Consider the following 22382-nt stretch of genomic DNA (forward strand, 5'->3'; position numbering starts at 1 on the left):
GCCTCGCTGCATCCGACTACCCGACTTTTTAAGCGGTGACGGACAAGCCGAGGTATGGACAGCCTCAATCGGATGGCGGTGGAGCTCGTCGACGAGGCGCTGGACTTCGCCGACGAGCTGAACGTCGCCGGCTACGAACTCGATTCGGGCGCGACGGTGCTGGACTTCGGCGTCGACGCCGACGGCGGCCTGGAGGCCGGGCTGCTGCTCGCGGAGATTCAGACCGCCGGGCTCGCGACCATCCAGAGCCGGATGGACCGCGTCGCCGACGCGCCGGTGCCGTACGTCGAACTGACAACGGACCACCCGGGCGTCGCGCTGCTCTGCTCGCAGAAGGCGGGCTGGGAGCTCGACATGGACGGCTTCGACGGGCTCGGCTCCGGCCCGGCGCGCGCCATCGTCGGCGAGGAGGCCGAGTTCGAAGCCGTCGGCTACTACGACGAGTTCGACCTGACGGTGCTGTGCGTCGAGAGCCACGCGCTCCCCGGCGACGACGTCGCGGCGCACGTCGCCGACCGGACCGGCGTCAACGAGTCCGCCGTGTTCCTGCCGACGACGGCGCTCGGTTCGACGCCCGGAAGCGTCACGACCGCCGCTCGCGCCCCCGAACTCGCCGTGTTCCGGCTGTTCGAACTCGGCTACGACCCGACGGACGTCCTGTCGGTCGCCGGCACCGCGCCGGTCGCCCCGGTGAGCTACGACGAGACCGAGGCGATGGGCCGGACGAACGACGCGCTCGCGTACGGCGGCGAAGTCCACCTCACGGTCGCCGAGGACTTCGACCGGTTCGACGAGCTCCCGTCGACCGCCGCAGAGGAGTACGGCACGCCGTTCGCCGACATCTTCGCCGACGCCGACTACGACTTCTACGACCTCGACGAGTCGGTGTTCGCGCCCGCGAAAGTCACCGTCGACGTCGCCGACGGCCCGACGTACGCCTACGGCGAGACCCGCGAGGACCTGCTCGCGGAGTCGTTCGACTTCGTCACCGAGTAGGCGATGAAGTTCAAGCTCGTCCCGGAGCCGCCCGAAACCGCCGCGTTCGTCCGGGACGTCCAGGCCGCCGTGCCGCTCGTCCCGGGCAGCGAAGACGACTGCTGCGCCCGGCTGATGCGGCGCTGCGGCTTCGAGAGCCGCGACGTCGCCCGGACGTGGCTGACGTTCCTCCGCGCCGTCGACCTCGCCGAGGAGACGGACTCCGGCTTCCGCCGCCGCCGCGTCGACTCCGACGCCGACCACCTCCGAGCCGCGCTGCTCGCGGGCGTCTACGGCGCCGACGAGCTCGCCGCCGCGCTGCTCGCAGCCGACGACCCGCTCACCGCCGCCGACGCCTTCGACCGGTTCGCGGACCGCGTCCCCGAGTGGGAGCGCCACCGCCGCGACGACTGGGTGGCCGTCTGGCGCGACCGCGTCGCGCGGCTCCTCGGCTGGTTCGCCCTCCTCGACCTCGCCGACCGCACCGACGACGGCTACGTCGCCACCGACACGCTCCGCTCGGTCCACGGGAAGTAACGGCGGGCGGAGAATAACGGCGGTCGGCGGAGAAGCTCCGGCGTCAGTCGTCGGCGCCGGCGTAGCTGACGTCGGTGACGGTGCCGACGCCCTTGCTCTGGCCTTCGCGGAACACGAACCGCTGGCCCTCCTCGACGAGGTACGGCTGGAACTTGAACTCGATTTCCGTCTCGCCGGTGTCGCCGGGGAGCAGGCGGCCGCCGTCCGGGTGGAACACGCCGGCTTCGCTGATGGTTTCGAGGTGGACGACCGGCTCGTACCCCTCGCCGATGCGCGTCGGGTGGTTCAGCACCATCACCTCGGCGTCGAACGACCGGACCGGCTTCGGGTCGGCGTACCGCGGCAGCAGCGCCATCCCGCGGTGGATTTCGGACTCGCGGACGCCCTTCAGGGCGATGCCGACGATGCGGCCGGCGCGCGCCTTGTCGACGCGGTGGTAGTGCATCTCGATGCTGCGCGCCTCCACCTCGCGGAACGAGCCGTCCGGCATCGGGCCCAACAGCAGTTCGTCGCCCGCCTCGACCGCGCCCGAGCGGACGGTGCCGGAGGCGACGGCGCCGACGCCTTTCACGTCGTACGTCCGGTCGATGTACATCCGGAAGTCGTCGTCCGTGGCGACCGACCGCTTCGGCAGCGTCTCGAACAGCCGGTCGAGGTCGCCGAGCCCCTGTCCGGACACCGCGGAGGTGAGCAGCACCGGGACGACGCCGTCGCCGACTTCGTCCGCGGCGGTGCCGACGCCGTGCCGGTCGGCGAGCAGCGGCGTCTGCCCGACGTCGCGCAGCATCGACTCGACCTCCCGTTCGACCTCGGCGACGCGGTCGTCTGGCACCGCGTCCACCTTCGTGACGGCGACGACCGTCGGCAGGTCCATCGCGAGCAGGATGCCGAGGTGTTCGCGCGTCGTCTTCGTCGGGCCGTCGTCGGCGGCGACCGCGAGCAGGCCGTAGTCGAGTTTCTGCCCGACGAGCCCTCGAATCGTGGTGCGGAGCCACGGCTCGTGGCCGACGGTGTCGACGAACGAGACGAGCCGGTCGGCCTCCTCGACGACGCGCGCCCGGTCGGACTTCCGGTTCGGGTTGTCCATCCGGACCGCGTCGCCGTCGGCGAACCCGTACACGCCGTAGCTCAGGTCCGCGGAGAGCCCGCGCTCCATCTCGTGCGGCTGGACGTCGAGGTACGACCGGGTGCCGCCCTCGCCGTCGTCGCTCTGCCCGGTGACGAGCGACCCGACGAGCGTCGACTTGCCGTGGTCGACGTGGCCGGCGGTGCCGACGACGATGTGCTCGTCGTCCGCCTCCAGCATCGCGCCCTCACGCACCGTCGCAAGCCCGACGAGCCCGGCGTCCTCCGCGGGGCCGTCGCCGGCGCTCCACGTCTCCACGTCGTGGATGTGCGCCTCCGCTTCCTCCGCGAGCAGCGACAGGACGTCCATCGTCTCGGAGAACGCGGCCGGCGAGATGCCGGCGACGCCGCCGTCGTCAGTGACGCCGACGACGTAGAGGGCTTCGCCGTCGCCGGAGAGGACGCGGTGGCGGAGCTGCGCCGCGAGGCTCTCCATCCGGCCGTCCGCGAGGTGGACGTCGCGCGAGAGCCGCGTCTTGAACTCGATGTGGCCGCCTTCCTGCTCGCCGCGCTCGATGGCCCGCTCCAGAGCGGCCCGGTCAGCGCTCATACTCCGCGATGAGTGCGGACCCTGTATAACCCTTTTCACGGACCGTGCTACCGAATGTCACGAAATGCGGCGGCCGTTCGCCGGCAACGACGCCCGGCCAGACGTCGACTCCCGCGTCGGCCTCGACGTTCCCGGTCCACCGAGAAGCGACGGTCTGCGTCGGCGACGCGGCCCACTCACCCGGCGACCCCTGAGGGGCCGTGATTTTTGAGTGCCGAGAACGCGACGATCTCGTACGATGCCCTCCGTCGCGCTTCTCGCCGCCGGCGTCGTGCTGGTCGTCGCCGGCGGGTACGGCGCTCTCTACCCCCAGCGGCAGTACGAGATTCGGCAGTGGGGTCAGACGACCGACGACCCGGAGCTGAGCGAGGGCGGCAAGCTGCTGTGGCGACTGCTCGACGCGGCGTTGGTGCTCTTCGGCGTCGGGACGCTGTGGCTCGCGTTCACGGCGTAGGCGGCGCCGACCGACGGTCGATTCGCGGCTCCCCGCCGACGACTCGGCACTGCCGGAGGAGCGCTACTCGGACTGGAGCGTCTCGTACGCCCGCGTCACCCGCTTGAACGACTCCTCGTCGCCGCCGGAGTCCGGGTGCGTCTCCTTGACGCGGTCGCGGTACGCCGACTTCACGTCCTCCTCGGACGCGCCCGGCGTCAGGCCGAGTTCGCGGTACGCCGCGGCCTCCGACAGCCCCGTCGACGCGGCGGTTCCCTGCGACGAACCACCGCGTCCGCCGCGACCGCTGCCGCGTCCGGCGCCGCGGGCGTCAGCGTGCGTCCGCTCGCCGGACACTCGCTGTCTGGCTTCCCTGCCGAACCGGGACTGCGAGCCGCGCGGCCCGTCGCCGGCGGCCGTCCGCCGCTGGCTCGCCTGGCGTCGCCGGGCGTCCGCCAGGAGCCGGCCGGACGCGTGGTACCACATGAAGTACGCCGACGCCGCGAACGGCGCGGCGAGCAACAGCAAGAACAGCGACCGCGCGAACGCCAGCACCGTCAGAACGACGGTGATACCGGCGAACACGGCTGCGAGTCCGAAGACGAGCGCGTCGCGGTCCACACCCGGATTCGGTGCGCCGTCACCGTAAACCCCTCGTCGCGACCCGGGCTGGGACGGCGAGTGCTGTCCGGTCGACGAGCGTCGCGCCGGTCCGCCAGCATCCTGAAGTCGGCTCGCCGCGAACGCCGACGGGACCCACGATGAGCATGACCGGCGTCTGTCAGATATGCGAAGCGGCGGAGGCGCGGTTCACCTGCGACAACTGCGGCGCGCTCGTCTGCGCGGACCACTACGACGAGCAGACGGGGTGCTGTGTCGAGTGCGCCCAGTCGATGCCCGACAACGGCGGCCCCGGATTCGGCGTCGAGGACTGACTCGCCGCCGCCGGCTAGTCGCGGTGTCGGTTCAGCTGGTCGCGAAGCCGTTTCGCCGCCTGTCCCGCGGCCGCCGCGAACCGCTCGCCGGCGTCCTCGCCGGCGAAGATGATGCCGCGCGAGGAGTTCACGAGGCCGACGCCGTCCGCGAGACCGTACTCGACGGCCGCCTCGACGTCGCCGCCCTGCGCGCCGACGCCGGGCACAAGAAACGGGAGCTCCGGCACCTCCCCGCGGAGCTCCTCCAGTTCCTCGGGCGCGGTGGCGCCGACCACGAGGCCGACGTTACCGTACTGGTTCCAGGTGTCCGCGAGGGCGGCGACGCGGCGGTACAGGGGCTCGCCGCTCGACAGTTCGAGGTCCTGCAGGTCCGCGCCGCCCGGATTCGACGTTCGGCACAGCACGAACACGCCCTTGTCCGACCGCGACAGGAACGGTTCGAGCGAGTCCCGGCCCATGTAGGGGTTCGCCGTGATGGCGTCGACGTCGTCGAGCAGTTCGGCGTACTTCCGCGCCGTGTTCCCGATGTCGGCGCGCTTGGCGTCCAGCAGCACCGGGACGTCCTTGCCGTGGGCGTACGCGACGGTTTCGCGGAGGCTGCGCCAGCCGTCGGCGTCCTCGTAGAAGGCGGCGTTCGGCTTGTAGCAGGCGGCGTACTCGTGGGTGGCGTCGATGATGCGGCGGTTGAACGCCCACCGCGGCAGGTCCTTCTCGCGGAGGTGCTCCGGGAGCCGGTCGACGTCGGCGTCGAGGCCGACGGACACCACGGTGTCGTTCGCGTCGATGCGGTCGCGGAGCCGGGAGAAGAAGGCGTTGAACTCGGGCATGCCTGTCGGTGGGGCGGACGGGGACTAAGCCTTCCCGCTTCGCCGCCCGGCGGCCGCGGCGAGCGACAGCTACTCGGCGTCGGAGCCGACACGTCCGGCCGTGTTACGGCGGCTCCTCTCGCTGGTCGACGACTACCTGGTGCTCTGGGTCGCCCTCGCGGTCGCCGTCGGCGTGACGACGCCGCGGCTCGCCGCCGTCACGGCGTACTCGACGCCGATTCTCGCCGCGATGGTCGGCAGCGTCTCGCTGACGCTGTCGGTCGCGGACTTCCGCGAGGTCCCGACGCGGTCGCTCCGGCCGGCGCTCGTCGGGCACGCCGCGATGCCGCTCGTCGCGTTCGCTGTCGCCCGGCTCCTCGGGCTGTCGCCCGCGCTCACCGCCGGGTTCGTCGTGCTCGGCGGCGTGACGCCCGAACTGGTGACGCCGGTGATGACGGAACTCGCGGACGGCGACACGGCGCTCGCCTCCGCGGTGCTGGTGCTCGCCGGCGTCGGCAGCGTCGCGCTGCTCCCGATCGCGGCGGCGCTGTTCGTCGGCGGCGTCGCCGTCGACTCCGCCAGAATCGTCGAGGAGCTGCTCGTCGCCGTGGTCGCGCCGATGCTGCTCGCGGTGGCCGTCAGGACGCGGTTCCCGGCCGCCGTCGGCCGCTACGACGACGACTACCCGGCGGTGGCGGCGCTGCTCGTCGTCGTCGTCATCGGCGGCGTCGCGGCCGCGAACGCCGACCTCCTGCGGTCGGCGGCCCTCCCGGTCGTCGCCGCCGGCGCGCTGACGCTCAACGTCGCCGGCTACGGCATCGGCTGGACGCTCGGCCGCGACCTCCCGGCGCCGCGACGGGTCGCGACGACGCTCTCGGTCGGGATGCGCGACTTCGCGGTCGCCGCCGCGCTCGTCGTCGCCGCGGGCTTCCCCGCCGCAGCGGCGCTCCCGGCGGTCGCCTTCGGCGTCGTCGAACTCGCGACGAGCGCCGCGCTCGCCCGCTACTGGAGTGACTGACGAGCGCCGGCCGCTCCGCCGAACGACCACGCGCCCGGTTTCTGCACTGCGACCCTGGGGCTACTCGTCCGGGTCGCTGCCGCGGTCCTGGTCGCGGTCTCGGTCGCGGTCGCGGTCCCGTTTCGCCGGCCGGCCGAGCTCTCGCTCCACCGACGCGACCTTGTCCGCCGCGCGCTGGTCGACGGCGCGCTTGTCGTCGATTTTCAGGAACGTCGAGACGCGGTCGCCGTCGACGGCCTCGTGAGCGGCGGTCGCCGCCGCCATCACTTCCGCGACGTCGTCGGCCTCGATGACGGTGCCCATCGGCGTCGTCTCGTAGCTCACGTCGAAGTCGTCGAGCGCCGCGACGGCCTTCGCGACCTCGCCGGCCATGCTGCCCTCGACGACCGGCGCAACGCTCAAGAACGCGATTACTGTCACGCGCGGCGCTAGGCCCCCGGCGACCTAATGTGCTCCGCCGGCAGCCGAACGCCGTGCCCGGCCTCGCGCGCTCGCGGGCACACGGGAACTACTACACCTCCCGACCGCGTTGGAGGCGGTATGTACGTGAGCCACCCGGTTCGCCGGATGCGCGACGACCCCGACCCGGACGCGGACGTGACGCTCGTCGTCGAACTGGACGCGCTGGACGAGGCGTCGTTCCGCGCCGCGGTCGACGACGCCGGCGGCGACGTCGACGCCGAACTGCGCTTCGACTCCTACCGCGTCACGCTCCCCGAAACGGGGGTCGCCGACCTCTGCGCGCTCGACGGACTCGCCACGGTCGAAACGACGAACGCCGTCGGCTACGGCGGCGACGCCGGCGAGGACGTCGACGGAGATGACACCTTCGGCAGTGACCGCGGCGGCGACGACGAGAGGGAGGGTGCCCGCGACGGCGACAGCGACGGCGAAGAACCGACGGTCGACACGCAGAACCGAGACGGCTGAGTCGGCTGCGGACCGATGGCGCCGCGGCTCTTTCGGGCGTGAGTCCGAGAGAAGTGCGCTGGCTGGGATTTGAACCCAGGTTGTGACCATGGCAAGGTCACGTGATACCACTACACTACCAGCGCGTACCTGCATCCGCGTCCCGTCTCCGGGTTTCTCGCGGTGCGCATTCACAGCTAAGGAGAGGGTGATACATAAATCCGTCCTTCCTCCGGCGCCGTGTCACCGACTACCGCCGCCGAATCGCGGTACGGTGTGGCACGCGAAACCGCCGCGGACGGGTGTGTGAAGCCGTGTCTCCGCCGCCGGGGATTCAATACCCTTTTAGGTCGCGGCTGAGGTATGTGTGATACAGTCCGGTGAAGCGACATGGATGGCACGACACTCGACGTGCTCGTGCCGTCGTCGCTCGTCCGGGAGGCCGAGGACGGCCGCGAGGCCACGCGGAAACTCGGCTACGTCGCCCGTGCGGCGACGGTCTTCCGGGCGGACCGGTTGGTAGTCTTCCCAGACCGGGAAGGCGAACGCCGCAGAGGCGGCGAGTACGTCCGCACGCTGCTGGAGTACTGCGCGACTCCGTCGTACCTCCGAAGGGAGGTGTGGGGGAAACGCGAGGAACTCCGGCACGTCGGTGTGCTCCCGCCGATGCGGCCCGACACCTCCGGCCCAGACGGGTCGGAGCTGCGAGAAGGAATCGTGACCGAGGTCGGACCTGAAGGCCGCGTCCGGGTCAATTGCGGAATGCAACACCCGATCTCCCTGCACGCCCCTCCGGGAACGGAGGTCTCACAGGGAGAGCGCGTCACCGTCAGGGTCTCTTCGCGAGAACCCGTCCGTGCCCGCATCGTCTCGGCGCCCCCACCGGGGTTCCGGGTCGAGGGCATGGACATGAAGGACGCCCTCGCCCGCGCCGAACTGACGGTCGCCACGTCGCGACACGGACAGCCGCTGTCCGTCTCCGGCCTGGCTGACCTCCGCGGCCGCACGCGTGACACACACGTGGCGGTCGCGTTCGGCGCCCCGGGGCGCGGGCTTCCGGACATCCTCGGGGTCGACCCCGAGGAGGTTCCGGTCGACCCCGACGCCGACGGATCGGGGTTCGACCTCTGGCTGAATACGATTCCGCGACAGGGCAGCGAGGTCGTGCGCACCGAAGAAGCGGTGTTCGCCACGCTCTCGCCGCTCACGCTCACGGAGTAAGCCACAACCATGCCACAACCAAGCAGACCACGCAAGGGCTCGCTGGGCTTCGGCCCGCGTACGCGCGCGAGCAGTGAAGTCCCCCGTATCCGCTCGTGGCCCGACGACGACGGCGCCGCCGCCGTCCAGGGCTTCGCGGGCTACAAGGCCGGGATGACCCACGTCGTCATGGTGAACGACGAATCCGACTCCCCGCGAGAGGGGATGGAGGAGTCAGTTCCCGTGACGGTGGTGGAGGTCCCGACGATGCGGGCAGTCGCCCTGCGAGCGTACGAAGACACGCCGTACGGACAGAAGCCGGTCACCGAGGTGTGGACCACCGAGTTCCACGACGAACTCGACCGCACCCTCGACCTGCCGGCGGAGACCACGTTCGAAGAGGACGCCGACGAACTCCGCACCCTCGTGGACGACGGCGCAGTGGACGACCTGCGCGTCATCACCCACACGGTGCCGTCGGAGCTCCAGAACGTCCCGAAGAAGAAGCCCGACGTCATGGAGACGCGCGTCGGCGGCGACACGCTGTCGGAGCGGCTCGACTACGCCCTCGACCTCGTCGAGGACGGCGGCGAGCACGACTTCGGTGACGTGTTCCGCGCCGGCGAGTACCTCGACACCTCCGGCGTCACGAAAGGCAAGGGCACCCAGGGCCCCGTCAAGCGCTGGGGCGTCCAGAAGCGGAAAGGCAAACACGCCCGGCAGGGGTGGCGGCGCCGCATCGGTAACCTCGGCCCGTGGAACCCCTCGCGTGTGCGCTCGACCGTCCCCCAGCAGGGGCAGACCGGCTACCACCAGCGGACCGAGCTCAACAAGCGGCTCATCGACTTCGGCGACGGCGACGACGCCTCCGTCGATGGCGGCTTCAAGGGCTACGGCGAGGTGACCGGGAAGTACGCGCTCATCAAGGGCTCGCTGCCGGGCCCCTCCCAGCGCCTCCTGCGGTTCCGACCGGCCATCCGGCCGAACGACCAGCCGCGCCTCGACCCCGAGGTGCGCTACGTCTCCACTGAATCGAACCAAGGATAATGAACGCAACAGTACTTGACCTGAACGGCGACGACGCCGGTGACGTGGACCTCCCGGAGGTCTTCGACACCCAGTTCCGCCCGGACCTCATCCAGCGGGCAGTCACCGCCGCGCAGGCAAACCGGAAGCAGGCTTACGGCGCCGACGAGTACGCCGGGCTCCGCACGCCCGCGGAGTCGTTCGGCTCCGGCCGCGGCATGGCTCACGTCCCGCGTCAGAACGGGCAGGGCCGCCGCGTCCCGCAGACCGTCAAGGGCCGGAAGGCCCACCCGCCGAAAGCCGAGAAGGACCAGAGCAAGAAGGTCAACGACAAGGAGCGGAAGCTCGCGACGCGGTCCGCCATCGCGGCGACCGCGGACGCCGAGCTCGTCCGCGAACGCGGCCACCAGTTCGACGACGACGTCGACCTGCCGCTGGTCGTCTCCGACGACTTCGAGGACCTCGTGAAGACCCAGGACGTCGTTTCGTTCCTCGAAGCGGCCGGCCTGGACGCCGACATCGAGCGCGCCGACGAGGGGCGCTCGGTCCGCGCCGGCCGCGGGACGACCCGCGGACGGAAACACCAGGAGCCGAAGTCGATCCTGTTCGTGACCAGTGAAGAGCCGTCGACGGCAGCCCGCAACCTCGCGGGCGTCGACGTGACGACCGGCGCCGAAGTGAACGCGGAGGACCTCGCGCCCGGGACGCAGCCCGGCCGACTCACCGTGTTCACCGAGAGCGCCCTCGCGGAGGTGGCCGACCGATGAGCTCCATCATCGACCACCCGCTCGTCACGGAGAAGGCGATGGACGAGATGGACTTCGCGAACAAGCTCCAGTTCATCGTCTCGCTCGACGCGGACAAGCCCGAAATCGTCGACGCCGTCGAATCGCAGTTCGAGGTCGACGTCGAGGCCGTCCGCACGCAGGTCACGCCGAAAGGAACGAAGAAGGCCACCGTCACGCTCTCCGAAGAGCACGACGCGCAGGAAGTGGCCTCGCGCATCGGGGTGTTCTGAGATGGGACGCAGAATTCAGGGACAACGACGCGGCCGCGGCGGCTCGACGTTCCGAGCCCCGTCGCACCGCTACAAATCCGACAAGCAGCACAAGACGCTGGAGGGCGACGACGACACCATCTCCGGCGAAGTCGTCGACATCGAGCACGACCCGGCGCGCTCGGCGCCGCTCGCGGAGGTCGAGTTCGAGGACGGCGACCGCCGACTCATCCTCGCGCCGGAAGGCGTGGCGGTCGGCGAGACGCTGTCCGTCGGCGTCTCCGCGGAGATCAAGCCCGGTAACACGCTCCCGCTGGCGGAGATCCCGGAGGGGGTTCCGGTGTGCAACGTCGAAGCGAACCCCGGCGACGGCGGCAAGTTCGCCCGCGCGTCGGGCGTCAACGCGACGCTGCTCACCCACGACCGCGACGTCGCGGTCGTCCAGCTGCCGAGCGGCGAAGTGAAGCGGCTCAGCCCAGACGCACGCGCCACCATCGGCGTCGTGGCGGGCGGCGGCCGGACGGAGAAGCCGTTCGTCAAAGCCGGCAACAAACACCACAAGATGAAGTCGCGCGGCACCAAATACCCGCGCGTCCGCGGGGTCGCGATGAACGCCGTCGACCACCCGTTCGGTGGCGGCGGCCGCCAGCACCCCGGTCAGCCCAAGTCCGTCTCGCGGGACGCCCCGCCGGGACGGAAGGTGGGCGACATCGCGTCCAAACGCACCGGACGCGGAGGGAACAAGTAAACCATGAGTTCAGAGTACCGAACCGGCCGCGAAGGTGAGTTCACCTACCGCGGTCACACGCTGGACGAGCTTCAGGAGATGGATCTCGACGAAGTCTCGGAACTGCTCCCCGCCCGCGCGCGGCGAACCATCAATCGAGGACTGAGCGTCGAGCAGGAGAAGCTGCTCGCGTCGGCCCGCGACACGACCGAGGAGGAGTCCGCGAACGACCCGGTCCGAACGCACCTGCGCGACATGCCGGTGCTGCCGGAGTTCGTCGGACTCACCTTCGAAGTGTACGACGGACAGGAGTTCGAGCGCGTCAAGGTCGAGCCCGAAATGATCGGGCACTACCTCGGCGAGTTCAACCTCACGCGGACGTCCGTCGAACACGGACAGGCCGGCATCGGCGCGACCCGGTCCTCGAAGTTCGTGCCACTCAAGTAACACATGGGAATCAGTTACAGCGTCGACGCCGACCCGGAGACGACCGCCAAAGGGATGCTCCGGGAGCGGCAGATCAGCCCGAAGCACAGCAAGGCCATCGCCCGCGCCATCAAGGGCGAGACGGTCGCCGACGCCGAGGAGTACCTCAACGCGGTACTCAACGAGGAGCGTTCGGTTCCGTTCAAGCAGCACAACACCGGCGTCGGCCACCGCTCGGACATCGACGGCTGGGACGCCGGCCGGTACCCCGAGAAGGCCACGAAGGACTTCCTGAAGCTGCTCGAGAACGTGAAGAACAACGCCGACCGACAGGGGTTCGACGTCGACGACATGGTCGTCATGCACGTCGCCGCCCACAAGGTGGGCGAACAGCAGGGACGCAAGCCCCGCGCGATGGGTCGCGCGTCCCCGTGGAACACCCCGCAGGTAGACGTCGAAATGATCATCGAGGAGGCCGACTAACATGGCGGACGAACACCAGTTCATCGAAGACGGGCTCCAGCGGAGCCAGATCAACGAGTTCTTCGAAGAGGAACTCGGCCGCGCCGGCTACGGCGGCATGGACGTCGCCAAGACGCCGATGGGGACCCAGATCGTCCTGAAGGCCGAAAAGCCCGGGATGGTCATCGGCAAGGGCGGGAAGAACATCCGCAAGGTCACCACCGAACTCGAAGAGCGGTTCGACATGGACGACCCGCAGATCGACGTTCAGGAGGTCGACGAACCCGACCTGAACGCCAAGATCGTCGCGGACCGTCTCGCGAACGCGCTCGAACGCGGCTGGTACTTCCGGAAGGCCGGCCACACGACCATCGACCGCATCATGGACGCCGGCGCGCTCGGCGCCGAAATCGTCCTGAGCGGAAAGGTCACCGGCGCGCGCTCGCGCGTCGAGAAGTTCAACCGCGGCTACATCAAGCACAACGGCGAACCCGCCGAAGACGTCGTCGACGAAGGCCAGGGCGTCGCCGTCATGAAGCTCGGCACCATCGGCGTGACGGTGAAGATCATCCCGCCGGGTGCGACGCTCCCCGACGACTTCGAAATCGAGGAGGACGTCGAGGCCCCCGAGGTCGAGCAGTCGGCCGAAGAGGAGGGCGTCGAAGAGCTGCTCGCTGACGTCGAAGAGGGGGAGGTCCCCGAGGCGCCTCAGCACGAGGAGCCCGAGGTCCCGGAGGAGTCGCCGGAGGAAGCCATCGACGAGGAGATCGTCGAGGAGGTCGTCGAGGAGGCCCAGCACACGGACTCCTCGCGCGAAACCGCCGAAGGCTCCCCCGAAGAGGAGGACGTCGGCACCGCCTCCGAGGAGGCCGTCGAGGTCGCCGAGGAGGAGGAACTCGACGAGGCCGTCGAGGAGGAAGCCGCCGAACTCGTCTCGGAGATGGAGGAGGAGTCCGAGTCCGCCGAGGAGTCGGAGGCCGAAGAAGAAACCGCCGAAGAGGAGACGGAGGAGTAACCCATGGCGATCCTTCACGTCCAAGAAATCCGCGACATGACGCCCGCCGAACGCCAGGCCGAACTCGAGGAGCTCGAAACCGAACTGCTCAACGCGAAGGCCGTGCAGGCCGCGGGCGGCGCGCCGGACAACCCCGGTCGCGTCGGCGAACTGAAGAAGACGATCGCGCGCATCAAGACGGTGCAGCGCGAAGAAGGCGACCTCGACGAGGAGTAACACGACGATGGCACTGACCCCCGAAACGCTCACGCGACACGAACTCTGCGGCCTCCCGGTACGGGTGGCCGCCGCCGCCAGCGACGCCTCCGTCGGCATCGCCGGCCGCGTCGTGTCCGAGAGCCAGCGGACACTCACGGTCCGCGACTCGTCGCCCGACGGCGACGCGGGGGACAAGCAGGTGCCGAAGCGGGGCGCGACGTTCGAGTTCGCGCTCCCCTCGACCGAGGATTCCGTCACCGGCGTCGCTGCTGGCGCAGCGGCGCACGGGCCCACAAATGAAGCCGCCGAGGCGCGCAAGCCCTCGGGGTCCACATCCGAACTTCCGTCGTCCGCGCACGGCACACTGGCCGCCGAGCGAGGACAGGACGATACTGCCGGGGTCACAGCCGGTCAGTCGGGCGGTTGCGAGGGTGTGGTCTACGTTACGGTGGATGGGGCCAGACTGCTCTCACGACCCGCCTTACGCACAGAACGTGCGGGTGATTCGATATGGCAATCGGACTGAACGTAACTACACCGGAGGAGACCTGCTCCGACGAGAACTGCCCGTTCCACGGATCGCTGTCCGTGCGCGGCCAGACGCTCGAAGGAACCGTCGCCTCCACACGAATGGACAAGACCGTCGTCGTCGAGCGGGAGTACGACGTCTTCGTACCGAAGTACGACCGCTACATGAAGCGACGGAGCCGCGTCTCCGCCCACTGCTCGCCCTGCCTCGACGTCGAGGAAGGCGACGAAGTGCGGATCGCGGAGACCCGACCGCTCTCGAAGACCAAGTCACACGTGGTCGTCGAGACGCTCGAAACCGAAGGTGATGCCTGATGGAGGCGCTGAAAGCCGACGTCACGCAGGGCCTCGAGAAAGGCTCGCTGATCACGTGCGCCGACAACACCGGCGCGCGTGAACTCAAAGTCATCTCGGTTTCGGGCTACTCGGGCACGAAGAACCGTCACCCCAAAGCAGGCGTGGGCGACAAAGTGACCGTCTCGGTCACGAAAGGGACGCCGGAGATGCGTCGACAGGTCCTCGAGGCCGTCGTCGTCCGGCAGCGCAAACCCATCCGTCGCCCCAGCGGCACGCGCGTCAAGTTCGCGGACAACGCCGCCGTCGTCATCGACGACGTCGGCGAGCCGCGCGGGACCGAAATCAAGGGTCCCATCGCGCGCGAAGTCGCCGAACGCTTCGGGAGCATCGCATCCACCGCGACGCAGATCGTATGAGCAAGCAACCGCACAAACAGCGAAACCGGACGCGAGACGCGCCGCTCCACGAGCGGCAGAAGCTCGTCCGCGCAACCCTCACGGAGGAGCTCCGTGAGGAGTACGGCCAGCGGAACGTCCGCGTCAACGCGGGCGACACCGTCGAGGTCATGCGCGGCGACTTCGCCGGCGTGGAAGGCGAAGTGCTCGAAGTCGACCTCCGCGACGCCGTGATTCACGTCGAGGACGTCACGGTCGAGAAGGCCGACGGCGAGGAGACGCCGCGGCCGCTCGACACGTCGAACGTCCGCGTCACGGAGCTCGACCTCGAGGACGACCGCCGCGAGGAGCGTCTCGAGTCCGACGAGGAGGCTGCATAACATGAGTAACCACCAGAAGCGACTGTCGGCCCCGAACTCGTGGCCGGTCGAACGGAAAGAGGAGACGTTCACCGTGGCGGCGGGCGCGGGCCCGCACGGCGAGTCCGGCGTCCCCCTGCTCATCGTCCTTCGGGACGTGCTGGGGTACGTCGACACCCGGAAGGAGGCGCGCTACGCGCTCGACCACGGCTCTGTGCTCGTGAACGGCAAGGCGGTGTCCGACGAGGCCCGCCCGGTCGGGATGTTCGACATCCTGGCGTTCACGGAGCGCGAAGAGTACTACCGCGTCTTCCCGAGCGAAGGCGGTCGGCTCTCGCTGACCCCCATCGACGAGGACGCAGCGGCGTCCCGACTCGGGAAGGTCGTCGAAAAGCGGCAGGTCGCCGGCGGGCAGTTCCAGTACACGCTGCACGACGGCACCACGCTGCTGGCCGACGAGTCCGACTACGACGGCAAGGACTCGCTCGTCGTCGACAACGAGACGAAGGAGGTCGTCGCGCACTTCCCGTACGAGGAAGGCGCGCTCGTCACCGCCATCGACGGCGAACACGCCGGCCAGATCGGCACCGTCGAGGAGATCGCGGTGACGCAGGGCTCCGGGGCGAACGGCGTCACGGTCAGCCAGGACGACGGCGGCTTCGAGACGGTCGAAGCGTACGTCGTCGTCATCGACGAGAACTTCGTCGACGGAGGTGACGACGAATGAGCGAGGCCGCAGACCTCCACGAGATGCGCGAACCGCGCATCGAGAAGGTCGTCGTCCACATGGGCGTCGGCCAGGGTGGCCGCGAACTCGCCAACGGCGAGGAAATCCTCGAAGAGATCACCGGTCAGGAGTCGGTCCGCACGACGGCGAAGAACGCCATCGGCGAGTTCGACATCCGGCCCGGCGATCCCATCGGGGCGAAGGTGACGCTGCGCGGCGACGACGCCGACGAGTTCCTCGAGACCGCTCTCGAGTTCGTCGACCTCTCCGCCGGGCAGTTCGACGACACCGGCAACTTCAGCTTCGGCGTCGACGAGCACACCGAGTTCCCGAGCCAGGAGTACGACCCGCAGATCGGTATCTACGGGCTCGACGTCACCGTGGCGCTGACGCGCCCCGGCTACCGCGTCTCCCAGCGGAACGAAGTGACGCGGTCGATTCCGAGCAGCCACCGGATGTCAGTCGAGGACGCCGTCACGTTCCTCGAACGCGAGTTCGAGGTCGAGGTGAGCGACGAATGAGCGAAGCAGAATCCGAAACGAGCGGCGCCGAACAGACGGGCGAACACGCCGAGAAGCGCACCGGCCAGCGGAACGAGTGTCGTCGCTGCGAGCGCAAGCAGGGGCTCGTCGGCAAGTACGACATCAATCTCTGCCGGCAGTGCTTCCGCGAGGTCGCCCGCGACATGGGCTTCCGCAAGTACCGATAACAATGGCAGGTAACGATCCACTCTCCGACGCGCTCGCAGGCATCGACAACGCCGAGAGCGTCGGTCATCTGGAGTACACGGTCCAGCCCGCCTCGAACATCGTCGGTTCCATCCTCGAAGTGCTGTACGACAGCGGCTACGTCGACGGCTTCGAATACGTCGAGGACGGGAAAGCCGGCCGGTTCGAGGTCGAACTGAAAGGCGCTATCAACGAGTGCGGCGCGGTGAAGCCGCGCTACTCCGTCGGCGCGGACGGCTACGAACGCTGGGAGAAGCGGTACCTCCCGGCCCGCGACTACGGCGCACTCATCGTGACGACGAGTCACGGCGTCATGAGCCACTACGAGGCCCGCGAACAGGGAATCGGTGGCCAGGTCATCGCATACGTCTACTGATCATGGCACGAAGAGAAATCGAACTACCCGAGGACGTCTCGGCGGACGTCGACCACCTCGACCTCACCGTCGAGGGGCCGAACGGCTCCGTGACGCGCCGACTGTGGTACCCGGACGTCGACGTCGCCGCCGAGGACGACGCCGTCGTGCTGACGTACCCGGACGACGCCGACCGCAAGACGAACGCGACCGTCGGAACCTTCGCGAGCCACGTGACCAACATGGTTCACGGGACCACGGAGGGCTGGGAGTACCAGCTCGAAGTGTTCTACGCTCACTTCCCGATGGACGTCTCCGTCGACGGCGACGACGTCGTCATCACGAACTTCCTCGGGGAGAAGGCCCCGCGCCGCGCGGCGATCCGCGGCGACACGGACGTACAGATCGACGGCGAAGAAATCACGCTGACCGGCCCCTCGAAGGAGGACGTCGGGCAGACCGCCGCGAACATCGAACAGCTCACTCGCGTGACGGACAAGGACACGCGCGTCTTCCAAGACGGCGTGTACATCACGCAGAAGCCCACCGGAGGTGCCTGATAGATGGCTGACGACGACGACATCCAGGAACTCGAAGAGATCTCGGGGGTCGGCGCTTCGAAAGCGGACGCGCTCCGCGACGCCGGCTACGAGACCGTCGAGGACGTACAGGCCGCCTCCCAGTCGGAACTGGCGGAGGTCGAAGGCGTCGGGAACGCACTCGCGGCCCGCATCAAAGCGGACGTGGGCGGACTCGAGGTCGAAACGGAGACCGATGCCGAAATCGAAGAGGAGGAGCCGGCGGCCGAGGAGGCCGAAGAAGCCGAGGAGGTCGAGACGGAGCTGCGCCCGCGCGGCCACGCCGACAAGACCCCTTCGCTCGACGACGACACTGCGCGCGCGCTCGCCCAGAAGCACCGCGAGGGCAAACCGCAGTTCAACCGGCAGGACTACCACAAGAAGAAGCGGACGCCGACCTCGTGGCGCCGCCCGCGCGGCGGCCTGTCGAAACAGCGCCGCGGCGTGAAAGGGAAGGGCCCGAAAGTCGAAGCCGGCTTCCGGTCGCCGGAAGCGGCCCGCGGCCTGCACCCGAGTGGCTTCGAGGAGGTCCGCGTGCACAACACGGACGACCTCGAAGGCGTCGACGCCGACACCGAGGCGGTCCGCATCGCCTCGAAGGTCGGCGCTCGCAAACGCGAACGCATCGAGGACGTCTGCGCGGACCGCGAAATCCGCGTCCTCAACCCGACCTACGAGGAAGTGGAGGTGGACGATGAGTGACCTGAGCGCACAGCGGCGTCTCGCCGCCGACGAACTCGACGTCGGGAAGAGCCGCGTCTGGCTCAACCCCGAGGCACAGTCGGAGCTCGCGGACGCGATCACCCGCGAGGACATCCGCGACCAGATCGAACAGGGCAACATCCGCGCGGAGGACAAGAAAGGGAACTCCCGCGGCCGCGCCCGAGAGCGCGACGAGAAACGCGCCTACGGCCACCGCAAGGGCGCCGGCACCCGCAAAGGGAAGGCCGGCGGCCGGCAGAGCAAGAAGGACGCGTGGATCAGCCGGATCCGCGCCCAGCGCGCACGACTCAAGGAGCTCCGCGACGACGGCCCCCTGTCCCGCTCGCAGTACCGCGAGCTGTACGACAAGGCGTCCGGCGGGGAGTTCGAGGACGTGCGCCGTCTCGAATCGTACATCGTGAACAACTACGACGTAACACTGGAGGACGACGAATAATGGCAACCGGACCACGATACAAGGTGCCGATGCGGCGCCGCCGAGAGGTTCGGACCGACTACCACCAGAGGTTGCGCCTGCTGAAATCCGGGAAACCGCGCCTGGTCGCGCGGACCTCGAACAGGCACGTCAGGGCGCAGCTGGTCACGACCGGTCCGGACGGCGACAACACGCTCGCAGCCGCGTCCAGCGAGGACCTCGCGGAGTACGGCTGGGACGCCCCCACGGGCAACATCCCCAGCGCGTACCTCACGGGCTACCTCGCCGGGCTCCGAGCGGTCGACGCCGGCCTCGACGAAGCGGTACTCGACATCGGCCTGCACACCGCGACGCCCGGCAACCGGGCGTTCGCCGTGCAGGAAGGCGCTATCGACGCAGGGCTCGAAATCCCCCACAACGAGGACGTACTCGCCGACTGGCCGCGTAACCGCGGCGAACACATCGCCGAGTACGCCGAGCAGCTCGACGAGCCGCTCTACTCCGGGGACTTCGACGCCACAGAACTGCCCGAACACTTCGACGAGCTTCGGGAGACCCTTACGGAGGAATTCGAGTAAATGAGCCGAAACAACGACGGCTGGACGCCGCAGACGCGGCTCGGCCGAAAAGTACAGGAAGGCGACATCACCTCGATGGACCAGGCGCTCGCCTCCGGGCTCCCGCTGAAGGAGCCCGAACTGGTCGACCAGCTCCTGCCGGGGCTGGAAGACGAAGTGCTGGACATCAACATGGTTCAGCGCATGACCGACTCCGGTCGCCGCGTCAAGTTCCGCTGCGTGGTCGCCATCGGCAACCGCGACGGCTACCTCGGCTACGCCGAGGGACGCGACGACCAGGTCGGCGGCGCCATCCAGAAGGCCATCGAGGTCGCGAAGCTGAACATGATCAAGGTCGACCGCGGCTCCGGCAGCTGGGAGGACTCGCCGGGCGGACTGAACTCGCTGACGCGGACCGCCAACGGAAAGGCGGGCTCCGTCGAAGTCGAGATCCGTCCCGCCCCGCAGGGCCTCGGGCTCGCCGCCGCCGAAACCGTCCGCAACATCCTCGAACTCGCGGGCGTCCAGGACGCTTGGACGTCCTCGAACGGGAACACGCGGACCACGGTCAACCTCGCGAAGGCGACGTACAACGCGCTGCGGAACGCGTCGCAGGCGCGCACCCCTGACCGGGCTCAGCGCGTCCAGCAGGAAGCCCGAGGTGGGCAGTGATGAAGGCGGTCGTTCAGCTCCGCGGCGAGGTCGACATGGCCGGCACGCAGCACGACACGCTGAAGATGCTGAATCTTCACGCCGTCAACCACTGCACGCTGGTTCCGGACGAGGACACCTACCGCGGCATGATCGCGAAGGTCAACGACTACGTCGCGTTCGGTGAGCCGTCCGTCGAGACGGTGACGCTGCTGCTGGAGACGCGCGGCGAGCCGCTCGAAGGCGACGCGGACGTCGACGACGAGTGGGTCGCCGAGCACACCGACTACGACGACGTCGAGTCGCTCGCGGCCGCGCTGGTCGACGAGGAGACGACGCTGCGCGAGCAGGGGCTCGCGCCGGTGCTGCGGCTGCACGCCCCGCGCGGCGGTCACCGCGGCATCAAGCACGCAGAGAAGAATGGCGGCGAACTCGGCCGCCACGAAGACATCGACGCGCTGCTGGAGGCGATGCGATAATGACCAGTAAGAAGCGACGCCAACGCGGCTCCCGTACCCACGGCGGCGGCTCCCACAAGAACCGGCGCGGCGCCGGTCACCGGGGCGGCCGGGGCGCAGCGGGCCGGAAGAAGCACGAGCGGAACCTCTACGGCCCGCTCGGCAAACACGGCTTCAAGCGCCCGGAGGACGCACAGGACGCCGTCGCGGAAGTGACGGTGCAGAAACTCGACGAGGACGCTGCGCTGCTCGCGGCCGACGGGGTCGCAGAGCAGGACGGCGACGCCTACCACATCGACGCCCGCGACGTCGCCGAGGACGGCTACGAGGCGGACGTCGTGAAGGTCCTCGGCAACGGACAGGTCCGCGGCGAACTCCACGTCGTCGCCGACGCGTTCACCGCCGAGGCCCGCGAACTCATCGAGGACGCCGGCGGCTCCGTCGAACTCTCCGACCGCGCCGAGGAAGCCGAGGAGGCCGACGCCGACGCGGACGACGAGTCCGACGACGAGTAGTCGGCGCCGACGCGCCGCACGGAGACGTTTCGCTTTTCGTTTTCCGCCCGGGGAGCGCCGGCTTCGCAGGTCGGCTGGTGGGCCATCCTCGGCGGTCGGTCTGTCGGCGGTCCGCGGCCGTCGAGCGTCGCCGCCGCAGGCGGCTCGCGCGGAACCTAATCGAAGCACCTACGTATGCCGCCCGTCCACCTTGACGCAAAATGGGTTGGAAAGAGTCCGCCGAACCTGTCCTCACGCGGATGCCGACGGTCGTCCGACCGGAAGGGCACGTTCCGTTCAAGCGGAAGCTCGCGTGGACGGCGGGTGTTCTCGTCATGTACTTCTTCCTCACGAACATCACGCTCTTCGGGCTGTACACCGGAGAGGGGGCGAGCGGTGACTTCTACGGTCAGTTCCGCTCCATTCTCGCCGGCTCGCAGGGCTCCATCCTGCAGCTCGGTATCGGCCCCATCGTCACGGCGTCCATCGTCCTGCAGCTGCTCGGCGGCGCGAACCTGCTCGGGCTCGACACCGACGACCCGCGCGACCAGATCCTGTACCAGGGGCTCCAGAAGCTGCTGGTGGTCGTGATGATCTTCCTGACCGGGCTGCCGATGGTGTTCGCCGGGAACTTCCTGCAGCCGGACCCGCAGGTCGCACAGGCGCTGTTCGGGTCGCAGAACGCCGTGTTCGGCGTGAAGGTCATCATCTTCGCGCAGATGTTCGTCGGCGCGCTGCTGCTGCTGTTCATGGACGAGGTCATCTCGAAGTGGGGCGTCGGCTCCGGCATCGGGCTGTTCATCGTCGCCGGCATCAGCCAGCAGCTCGTCGCCGGGCTGTTCGCGACGCAGGCGATCGGGAACGTCACCGGGTTCTTCCCGGCGTGGTACGGAATCGTCACCGGCAGCGTCGAACTCGGCGGACTCAGCGGCCTGCTGTTCTCGCCCGGGAACCTGCTCGCCATCTTCACGACGGTTCTCATCTTCAGCATCGTCGTGTACGCGGAGTCGGTCCGCATCGAGATTCCGCTCAGCCACGCGCGCGTCAAGGGCGCCCGCGGCCGCTTCCCGGTGAAGCTCATCTACGCGTCCGTCCTGCCGATGATTCTCATCCGGGCGCTGCAGGCGAACGTCCAGTTCCTCGGGCAGATCCTGTACTCGCAGCTCGGCGAGGCGACGATGCCCGACTGGCTCGGCGTCTACCAGACGACGCAGGCGGGTGGCACGCAGGTCACCGGCGGCCTGTTCTACTACCTGAACCCGATTCAGTCGCCCAGCGAGTGGATGTTCTTCGCCGGGCCGTACGCTCCGTCGGGCGACCCGCTCGACATCATGATTCGGGTGCTCATCGACCTGCTCGTCACGGTCGGCGGCTCCGCCATCTTCGCGGTGTTCTGGGTGGAGACGACCGGCATGGGGCCGGAGTCGACCGCCCAGCAGATTCAGAACTCCGGGATGCAGATTCCGGGCTTCCGCCGGAACCCGCAGGTCATCGAGAAGGTGATGGAGCGGTACATCCCGCAGGTCACCGTCATCGGCGGCGCGCTCGTCGGGTTGCTCGCGGTGCTCGCGAACATGCTCGGGACGCTCGGCGCCGTCTCCGGGACGGGGCTGCTGCTGACGGTCTCCATCACGTACAAGCTGTACGAGGAGATCGCCGAAGAGCAGCTGATGGAGATGCATCCGATGATGCGCTCCATGTTCGGCTCGGAGTAACGGCGGCCCGCCGCTCGAACCGCGACGTCCCCCCGCTTCTCGACCGCGAATTCTTCTGTCCAG

The 22382-nt window shown here is 69.0% G+C and carries 35 protein-coding genes and 1 tRNA gene; 31 read left to right on the forward strand and 5 right to left on the reverse strand.

Features of this window, described 5'->3' with window-relative positions:
* Positions 1-54: 54 nt before the first annotated feature.
* Positions 55-996 (forward strand): methenyltetrahydromethanopterin cyclohydrolase, encoded by a 942-nt coding sequence (gene mch / locus ACQUST_RS09650; protein ID WP_435127697.1) that lies wholly within the window; start codon positions 55-57, stop codon positions 994-996.
* Between the two features lie 3 nt (positions 997-999).
* Positions 1000-1512, forward strand: coding sequence for a hypothetical protein (locus ACQUST_RS09655; RefSeq protein ID WP_435127701.1), 513 nt, complete (start codon positions 1000-1002; stop codon positions 1510-1512).
* Positions 1513-1555: 43 nt separating this feature from the next.
* On the opposite strand, the gene ACQUST_RS09660 is transcribed toward ACQUST_RS09655, so the two are convergent.
* Positions 1556-3187 carry a GTPBP1 family GTP-binding protein gene (locus tag ACQUST_RS09660; protein ID WP_435127703.1) on the reverse strand — a complete coding sequence of 544 codons (1632 nt, stop codon included), beginning with the start codon at positions 3185-3187 and terminating at the stop codon, positions 1556-1558.
* A 238-nt stretch (positions 3188-3425) separates the two neighbouring features.
* Between ACQUST_RS09660 and ACQUST_RS09665 the strand changes: the two genes are divergently transcribed.
* A complete protein-coding gene (locus ACQUST_RS09665; RefSeq protein ID WP_435127705.1) occupies positions 3426-3641 on the forward strand; it encodes a hypothetical protein in 216 nt (71 codons plus the stop codon).
* Between the two features lie 63 nt (positions 3642-3704).
* On the opposite strand, the gene ACQUST_RS09670 is transcribed toward ACQUST_RS09665, so the two are convergent.
* Positions 3705-4241: a J domain-containing protein gene (locus ACQUST_RS09670; RefSeq protein WP_435127706.1), complete on the reverse strand. Its 537-nt coding sequence runs from the start codon at positions 4239-4241 to the stop codon at positions 3705-3707.
* Positions 4242-4381: 140 nt separating this feature from the next.
* On the opposite strand from ACQUST_RS09670, the gene ACQUST_RS09675 reads away from it, so the two are divergent.
* Positions 4382-4555: a zinc finger HIT domain-containing protein gene (locus tag ACQUST_RS09675; protein ID WP_435127708.1), complete on the forward strand. Its 174-nt coding sequence runs from the start codon at positions 4382-4384 to the stop codon at positions 4553-4555.
* A 14-nt stretch (positions 4556-4569) separates the two neighbouring features.
* Here ACQUST_RS09675 and pyrF read toward each other — a convergent pair whose 3' ends face one another.
* Positions 4570-5382 (reverse strand): orotidine-5'-phosphate decarboxylase, encoded by an 813-nt coding sequence (gene pyrF / locus ACQUST_RS09680; protein ID WP_435127710.1) that lies wholly within the window; start codon positions 5380-5382, stop codon positions 4570-4572.
* A gap of 100 nt (positions 5383-5482) precedes the next feature.
* Between pyrF and ACQUST_RS09685 the strand changes: the two genes are divergently transcribed.
* Positions 5483-6379, forward strand: coding sequence for a bile acid:sodium symporter family protein (locus ACQUST_RS09685; protein WP_435127712.1), 897 nt, complete (start codon positions 5483-5485; stop codon positions 6377-6379).
* A gap of 60 nt (positions 6380-6439) precedes the next feature.
* Here ACQUST_RS09685 and ACQUST_RS09690 read toward each other — a convergent pair whose 3' ends face one another.
* Complete coding sequence (locus tag ACQUST_RS09690) at positions 6440-6799, reverse strand: thiamine-binding protein (RefSeq protein ID WP_435127714.1); 360 nt, start codon at positions 6797-6799, stop codon at positions 6440-6442.
* A 120-nt stretch (positions 6800-6919) separates the two neighbouring features.
* Between ACQUST_RS09690 and ACQUST_RS09695 the strand changes: the two genes are divergently transcribed.
* A complete protein-coding gene (locus ACQUST_RS09695; protein WP_435127716.1) occupies positions 6920-7309 on the forward strand; it encodes a hypothetical protein in 390 nt (129 codons plus the stop codon).
* Positions 7310-7363: 54 nt separating this feature from the next.
* On the opposite strand, the gene ACQUST_RS09700 is transcribed toward ACQUST_RS09695, so the two are convergent.
* Positions 7364-7434, reverse strand: a tRNA-Gly gene (locus ACQUST_RS09700).
* A gap of 244 nt (positions 7435-7678) precedes the next feature.
* On the opposite strand from ACQUST_RS09700, the gene ACQUST_RS09705 reads away from it, so the two are divergent.
* The 25 genes from ACQUST_RS09705 to secY all read left to right on the forward strand — a co-directional run bounded on the left by ACQUST_RS09705 (position 7679) and on the right by secY (position 22319).
* Positions 7679-8509: a putative RNA uridine N3 methyltransferase gene (locus tag ACQUST_RS09705; RefSeq protein WP_435127718.1), complete on the forward strand. Its 831-nt coding sequence runs from the start codon at positions 7679-7681 to the stop codon at positions 8507-8509.
* A 9-nt stretch (positions 8510-8518) separates the two neighbouring features.
* Positions 8519-9535 carry a 50S ribosomal protein L3 gene (locus ACQUST_RS09710; protein WP_435127720.1) on the forward strand — a complete coding sequence of 339 codons (1017 nt, stop codon included), beginning with the start codon at positions 8519-8521 and terminating at the stop codon, positions 9533-9535.
* Positions 9535-10281, forward strand: coding sequence for a 50S ribosomal protein L4 (gene rpl4p / locus ACQUST_RS09715; RefSeq protein ID WP_435127722.1), 747 nt, complete (start codon positions 9535-9537; stop codon positions 10279-10281). Before ACQUST_RS09710 ends, rpl4p begins: the two co-directional genes overlap by 1 nt.
* A complete protein-coding gene (locus tag ACQUST_RS09720; RefSeq protein ID WP_435127724.1) occupies positions 10278-10532 on the forward strand; it encodes a 50S ribosomal protein L23 in 255 nt (84 codons plus the stop codon). The genes rpl4p and ACQUST_RS09720 overlap by 4 nt, the downstream gene beginning before the upstream one ends.
* Before the next feature lies 1 nt (position 10533).
* Positions 10534-11259, forward strand: coding sequence for a 50S ribosomal protein L2 (locus ACQUST_RS09725; protein WP_435127726.1), 726 nt, complete (start codon positions 10534-10536; stop codon positions 11257-11259).
* A gap of 3 nt (positions 11260-11262) precedes the next feature.
* Entirely contained in the window at positions 11263-11685 is a 423-nt protein-coding gene (locus ACQUST_RS09730) for a 30S ribosomal protein S19 (protein WP_435127728.1), read from the forward strand.
* 3 nt (positions 11686-11688) lie between these two features.
* A complete protein-coding gene (locus ACQUST_RS09735) occupies positions 11689-12147 on the forward strand; it encodes a 50S ribosomal protein L22 (protein WP_435127730.1) in 459 nt (152 codons plus the stop codon).
* Position 12148: 1 nt separating this feature from the next.
* Positions 12149-13141 carry a 30S ribosomal protein S3 gene (locus ACQUST_RS09740; RefSeq protein ID WP_435127732.1) on the forward strand — a complete coding sequence of 331 codons (993 nt, stop codon included), beginning with the start codon at positions 12149-12151 and terminating at the stop codon, positions 13139-13141.
* 3 nt (positions 13142-13144) lie between these two features.
* Positions 13145-13357, forward strand: a complete 213-nt coding sequence (gene rpmC / locus ACQUST_RS09745; RefSeq protein WP_435127734.1) for a 50S ribosomal protein L29 — start codon at positions 13145-13147, stop codon at positions 13355-13357.
* A 7-nt stretch (positions 13358-13364) separates the two neighbouring features.
* Entirely contained in the window at positions 13365-13865 is a 501-nt protein-coding gene (locus ACQUST_RS09750; RefSeq protein ID WP_435127736.1) for a ribonuclease P protein component 1, read from the forward strand.
* A complete protein-coding gene (locus tag ACQUST_RS09755; RefSeq protein ID WP_435127738.1) occupies positions 13850-14182 on the forward strand; it encodes a 30S ribosomal protein S17 in 333 nt (110 codons plus the stop codon). Before ACQUST_RS09750 ends, ACQUST_RS09755 begins: the two co-directional genes overlap by 16 nt.
* Positions 14182-14580, forward strand: a complete 399-nt coding sequence (locus tag ACQUST_RS09760) for a 50S ribosomal protein L14 (RefSeq protein WP_023393877.1) — start codon at positions 14182-14184, stop codon at positions 14578-14580. The genes ACQUST_RS09755 and ACQUST_RS09760 overlap by 1 nt, the downstream gene beginning before the upstream one ends.
* Positions 14577-14939, forward strand: coding sequence for a 50S ribosomal protein L24 (gene rplX, locus ACQUST_RS09765; RefSeq protein WP_435127740.1), 363 nt, complete (start codon positions 14577-14579; stop codon positions 14937-14939). Before ACQUST_RS09760 ends, rplX begins: the two co-directional genes overlap by 4 nt.
* A 1-nt stretch (position 14940) precedes the next feature.
* Positions 14941-15645, forward strand: coding sequence for a 30S ribosomal protein S4e (locus ACQUST_RS09770; RefSeq protein WP_435127742.1), 705 nt, complete (start codon positions 14941-14943; stop codon positions 15643-15645).
* On the forward strand, positions 15642-16166 hold the full coding sequence (locus tag ACQUST_RS09775) for a 50S ribosomal protein L5 (RefSeq protein WP_435127744.1): 525 nt from the start codon (positions 15642-15644) through the stop codon (positions 16164-16166). Before ACQUST_RS09770 ends, ACQUST_RS09775 begins: the two co-directional genes overlap by 4 nt.
* Complete coding sequence (locus ACQUST_RS09780; RefSeq protein WP_435127746.1) at positions 16163-16354, forward strand: 30S ribosomal protein S14; 192 nt, start codon at positions 16163-16165, stop codon at positions 16352-16354. The genes ACQUST_RS09775 and ACQUST_RS09780 overlap by 4 nt, the downstream gene beginning before the upstream one ends.
* 2 nt (positions 16355-16356) lie before the next feature.
* Positions 16357-16749: a 30S ribosomal protein S8 gene (locus ACQUST_RS09785; protein WP_435127748.1), complete on the forward strand. Its 393-nt coding sequence runs from the start codon at positions 16357-16359 to the stop codon at positions 16747-16749.
* Between the two features lie 2 nt (positions 16750-16751).
* On the forward strand, positions 16752-17288 hold the full coding sequence (locus tag ACQUST_RS09790) for a 50S ribosomal protein L6 (protein ID WP_435127750.1): 537 nt from the start codon (positions 16752-16754) through the stop codon (positions 17286-17288).
* A gap of 3 nt (positions 17289-17291) precedes the next feature.
* Positions 17292-18008 carry a 50S ribosomal protein L32e gene (locus tag ACQUST_RS09795; protein ID WP_435127752.1) on the forward strand — a complete coding sequence of 239 codons (717 nt, stop codon included), beginning with the start codon at positions 17292-17294 and terminating at the stop codon, positions 18006-18008.
* The gene (locus ACQUST_RS09800; protein WP_435127754.1) at positions 18001-18465 is read left to right on the forward strand and encodes a 50S ribosomal protein L19e; all 465 of its coding nucleotides are present in this window, start codon (positions 18001-18003) and stop codon (positions 18463-18465) included. Before ACQUST_RS09795 ends, ACQUST_RS09800 begins: the two co-directional genes overlap by 8 nt.
* Positions 18465-19022, forward strand: a complete 558-nt coding sequence (locus ACQUST_RS09805) for a 50S ribosomal protein L18 (protein WP_435127756.1) — start codon at positions 18465-18467, stop codon at positions 19020-19022. Before ACQUST_RS09800 ends, ACQUST_RS09805 begins: the two co-directional genes overlap by 1 nt.
* Complete coding sequence (locus tag ACQUST_RS09810; protein WP_435127758.1) at positions 19023-19673, forward strand: 30S ribosomal protein S5; 651 nt, start codon at positions 19023-19025, stop codon at positions 19671-19673.
* Positions 19673-20131: a 50S ribosomal protein L30 gene (gene rpmD / locus ACQUST_RS09815; protein WP_435127760.1), complete on the forward strand. Its 459-nt coding sequence runs from the start codon at positions 19673-19675 to the stop codon at positions 20129-20131. The genes ACQUST_RS09810 and rpmD overlap by 1 nt, the downstream gene beginning before the upstream one ends.
* The gene (locus ACQUST_RS09820; protein ID WP_435127762.1) at positions 20131-20625 is read left to right on the forward strand and encodes an uL15m family ribosomal protein; all 495 of its coding nucleotides are present in this window, start codon (positions 20131-20133) and stop codon (positions 20623-20625) included. The genes rpmD and ACQUST_RS09820 overlap by 1 nt, the downstream gene beginning before the upstream one ends.
* A gap of 200 nt (positions 20626-20825) precedes the next feature.
* Entirely contained in the window at positions 20826-22319 is a 1494-nt protein-coding gene (gene secY, locus ACQUST_RS09825) for a preprotein translocase subunit SecY (RefSeq protein ID WP_435127764.1), read from the forward strand.
* Positions 22320-22382 lie beyond the last annotated feature (63 nt).

Source organism: Halobaculum sp. D14 (genome assembly GCF_051195135.1).
Taxonomy (GTDB): domain Archaea; phylum Halobacteriota; class Halobacteria; order Halobacteriales; family Haloferacaceae; genus JBNTKA01.

What these genes read in the sequence shown, in the direction of transcription:
- ACQUST_RS09775 (WP_435127744.1), top strand. Translation starts at nt 15,642, where the DNA reads ATGAGCGAGGCCGCAGACCTCCACGAGATGCGCGAACCGCGCATCGAG.
- rpmD (WP_435127760.1), top strand. Translation starts at nt 19,673, where the DNA reads ATGAAGGCGGTCGTTCAGCTCCGCGGCGAGGTCGACATGGCCGGCACG.
- ACQUST_RS09770 (WP_435127742.1), top strand. Translation starts at nt 14,941, where the DNA reads ATGAGTAACCACCAGAAGCGACTGTCGGCCCCGAACTCGTGGCCGGTC.
- rpmC (WP_435127734.1), top strand. Translation starts at nt 13,145, where the DNA reads ATGGCGATCCTTCACGTCCAAGAAATCCGCGACATGACGCCCGCCGAA.
- mch (WP_435127697.1), top strand. Translation starts at nt 55, where the DNA reads ATGGACAGCCTCAATCGGATGGCGGTGGAGCTCGTCGACGAGGCGCTG.
- rplX (WP_435127740.1), top strand. Translation starts at nt 14,577, where the DNA reads ATGAGCAAGCAACCGCACAAACAGCGAAACCGGACGCGAGACGCGCCG.
- ACQUST_RS09790 (WP_435127750.1), top strand. Translation starts at nt 16,752, where the DNA reads ATGGCACGAAGAGAAATCGAACTACCCGAGGACGTCTCGGCGGACGTC.
- ACQUST_RS09785 (WP_435127748.1), top strand. Translation starts at nt 16,357, where the DNA reads ATGGCAGGTAACGATCCACTCTCCGACGCGCTCGCAGGCATCGACAAC.
- ACQUST_RS09675 (WP_435127708.1), top strand. Translation starts at nt 4,382, where the DNA reads ATGAGCATGACCGGCGTCTGTCAGATATGCGAAGCGGCGGAGGCGCGG.
- ACQUST_RS09710 (WP_435127720.1), top strand. Translation starts at nt 8,519, where the DNA reads ATGCCACAACCAAGCAGACCACGCAAGGGCTCGCTGGGCTTCGGCCCG.
- ACQUST_RS09800 (WP_435127754.1), top strand. Translation starts at nt 18,001, where the DNA reads ATGAGTGACCTGAGCGCACAGCGGCGTCTCGCCGCCGACGAACTCGAC.
- ACQUST_RS09735 (WP_435127730.1), top strand. Translation starts at nt 11,689, where the DNA reads ATGGGAATCAGTTACAGCGTCGACGCCGACCCGGAGACGACCGCCAAA.
- ACQUST_RS09810 (WP_435127758.1), top strand. Translation starts at nt 19,023, where the DNA reads ATGAGCCGAAACAACGACGGCTGGACGCCGCAGACGCGGCTCGGCCGA.
- rpl4p (WP_435127722.1), top strand. Translation starts at nt 9,535, where the DNA reads ATGAACGCAACAGTACTTGACCTGAACGGCGACGACGCCGGTGACGTG.
- ACQUST_RS09695 (WP_435127716.1), top strand. Translation starts at nt 6,920, where the DNA reads ATGTACGTGAGCCACCCGGTTCGCCGGATGCGCGACGACCCCGACCCG.
- ACQUST_RS09755 (WP_435127738.1), top strand. Translation starts at nt 13,850, where the DNA reads ATGGCAATCGGACTGAACGTAACTACACCGGAGGAGACCTGCTCCGAC.
- ACQUST_RS09725 (WP_435127726.1), top strand. Translation starts at nt 10,534, where the DNA reads ATGGGACGCAGAATTCAGGGACAACGACGCGGCCGCGGCGGCTCGACG.
- ACQUST_RS09655 (WP_435127701.1), top strand. Translation starts at nt 1,000, where the DNA reads ATGAAGTTCAAGCTCGTCCCGGAGCCGCCCGAAACCGCCGCGTTCGTC.
- pyrF (WP_435127710.1), bottom strand. Translation starts at nt 5,382, where the DNA reads ATGCCCGAGTTCAACGCCTTCTTCTCCCGGCTCCGCGACCGCATCGAC.
- ACQUST_RS09665 (WP_435127705.1), top strand. Translation starts at nt 3,426, where the DNA reads ATGCCCTCCGTCGCGCTTCTCGCCGCCGGCGTCGTGCTGGTCGTCGCC.
- ACQUST_RS09795 (WP_435127752.1), top strand. Translation starts at nt 17,292, where the DNA reads ATGGCTGACGACGACGACATCCAGGAACTCGAAGAGATCTCGGGGGTC.
- ACQUST_RS09660 (WP_435127703.1), bottom strand. Translation starts at nt 3,187, where the DNA reads ATGAGCGCTGACCGGGCCGCTCTGGAGCGGGCCATCGAGCGCGGCGAG.
- ACQUST_RS09820 (WP_435127762.1), top strand. Translation starts at nt 20,131, where the DNA reads ATGACCAGTAAGAAGCGACGCCAACGCGGCTCCCGTACCCACGGCGGC.
- ACQUST_RS09720 (WP_435127724.1), top strand. Translation starts at nt 10,278, where the DNA reads ATGAGCTCCATCATCGACCACCCGCTCGTCACGGAGAAGGCGATGGAC.
- ACQUST_RS09705 (WP_435127718.1), top strand. Translation starts at nt 7,679, where the DNA reads ATGGATGGCACGACACTCGACGTGCTCGTGCCGTCGTCGCTCGTCCGG.
- secY (WP_435127764.1), top strand. Translation starts at nt 20,826, where the DNA reads ATGGGTTGGAAAGAGTCCGCCGAACCTGTCCTCACGCGGATGCCGACG.
- ACQUST_RS09805 (WP_435127756.1), top strand. Translation starts at nt 18,465, where the DNA reads ATGGCAACCGGACCACGATACAAGGTGCCGATGCGGCGCCGCCGAGAG.
- ACQUST_RS09740 (WP_435127732.1), top strand. Translation starts at nt 12,149, where the DNA reads ATGGCGGACGAACACCAGTTCATCGAAGACGGGCTCCAGCGGAGCCAG.
- ACQUST_RS09730 (WP_435127728.1), top strand. Translation starts at nt 11,263, where the DNA reads ATGAGTTCAGAGTACCGAACCGGCCGCGAAGGTGAGTTCACCTACCGC.
- ACQUST_RS09750 (WP_435127736.1), top strand. Translation starts at nt 13,365, where the DNA reads ATGGCACTGACCCCCGAAACGCTCACGCGACACGAACTCTGCGGCCTC.
- ACQUST_RS09780 (WP_435127746.1), top strand. Translation starts at nt 16,163, where the DNA reads ATGAGCGAAGCAGAATCCGAAACGAGCGGCGCCGAACAGACGGGCGAA.
- ACQUST_RS09760 (WP_023393877.1), top strand. Translation starts at nt 14,182, where the DNA reads ATGGAGGCGCTGAAAGCCGACGTCACGCAGGGCCTCGAGAAAGGCTCG.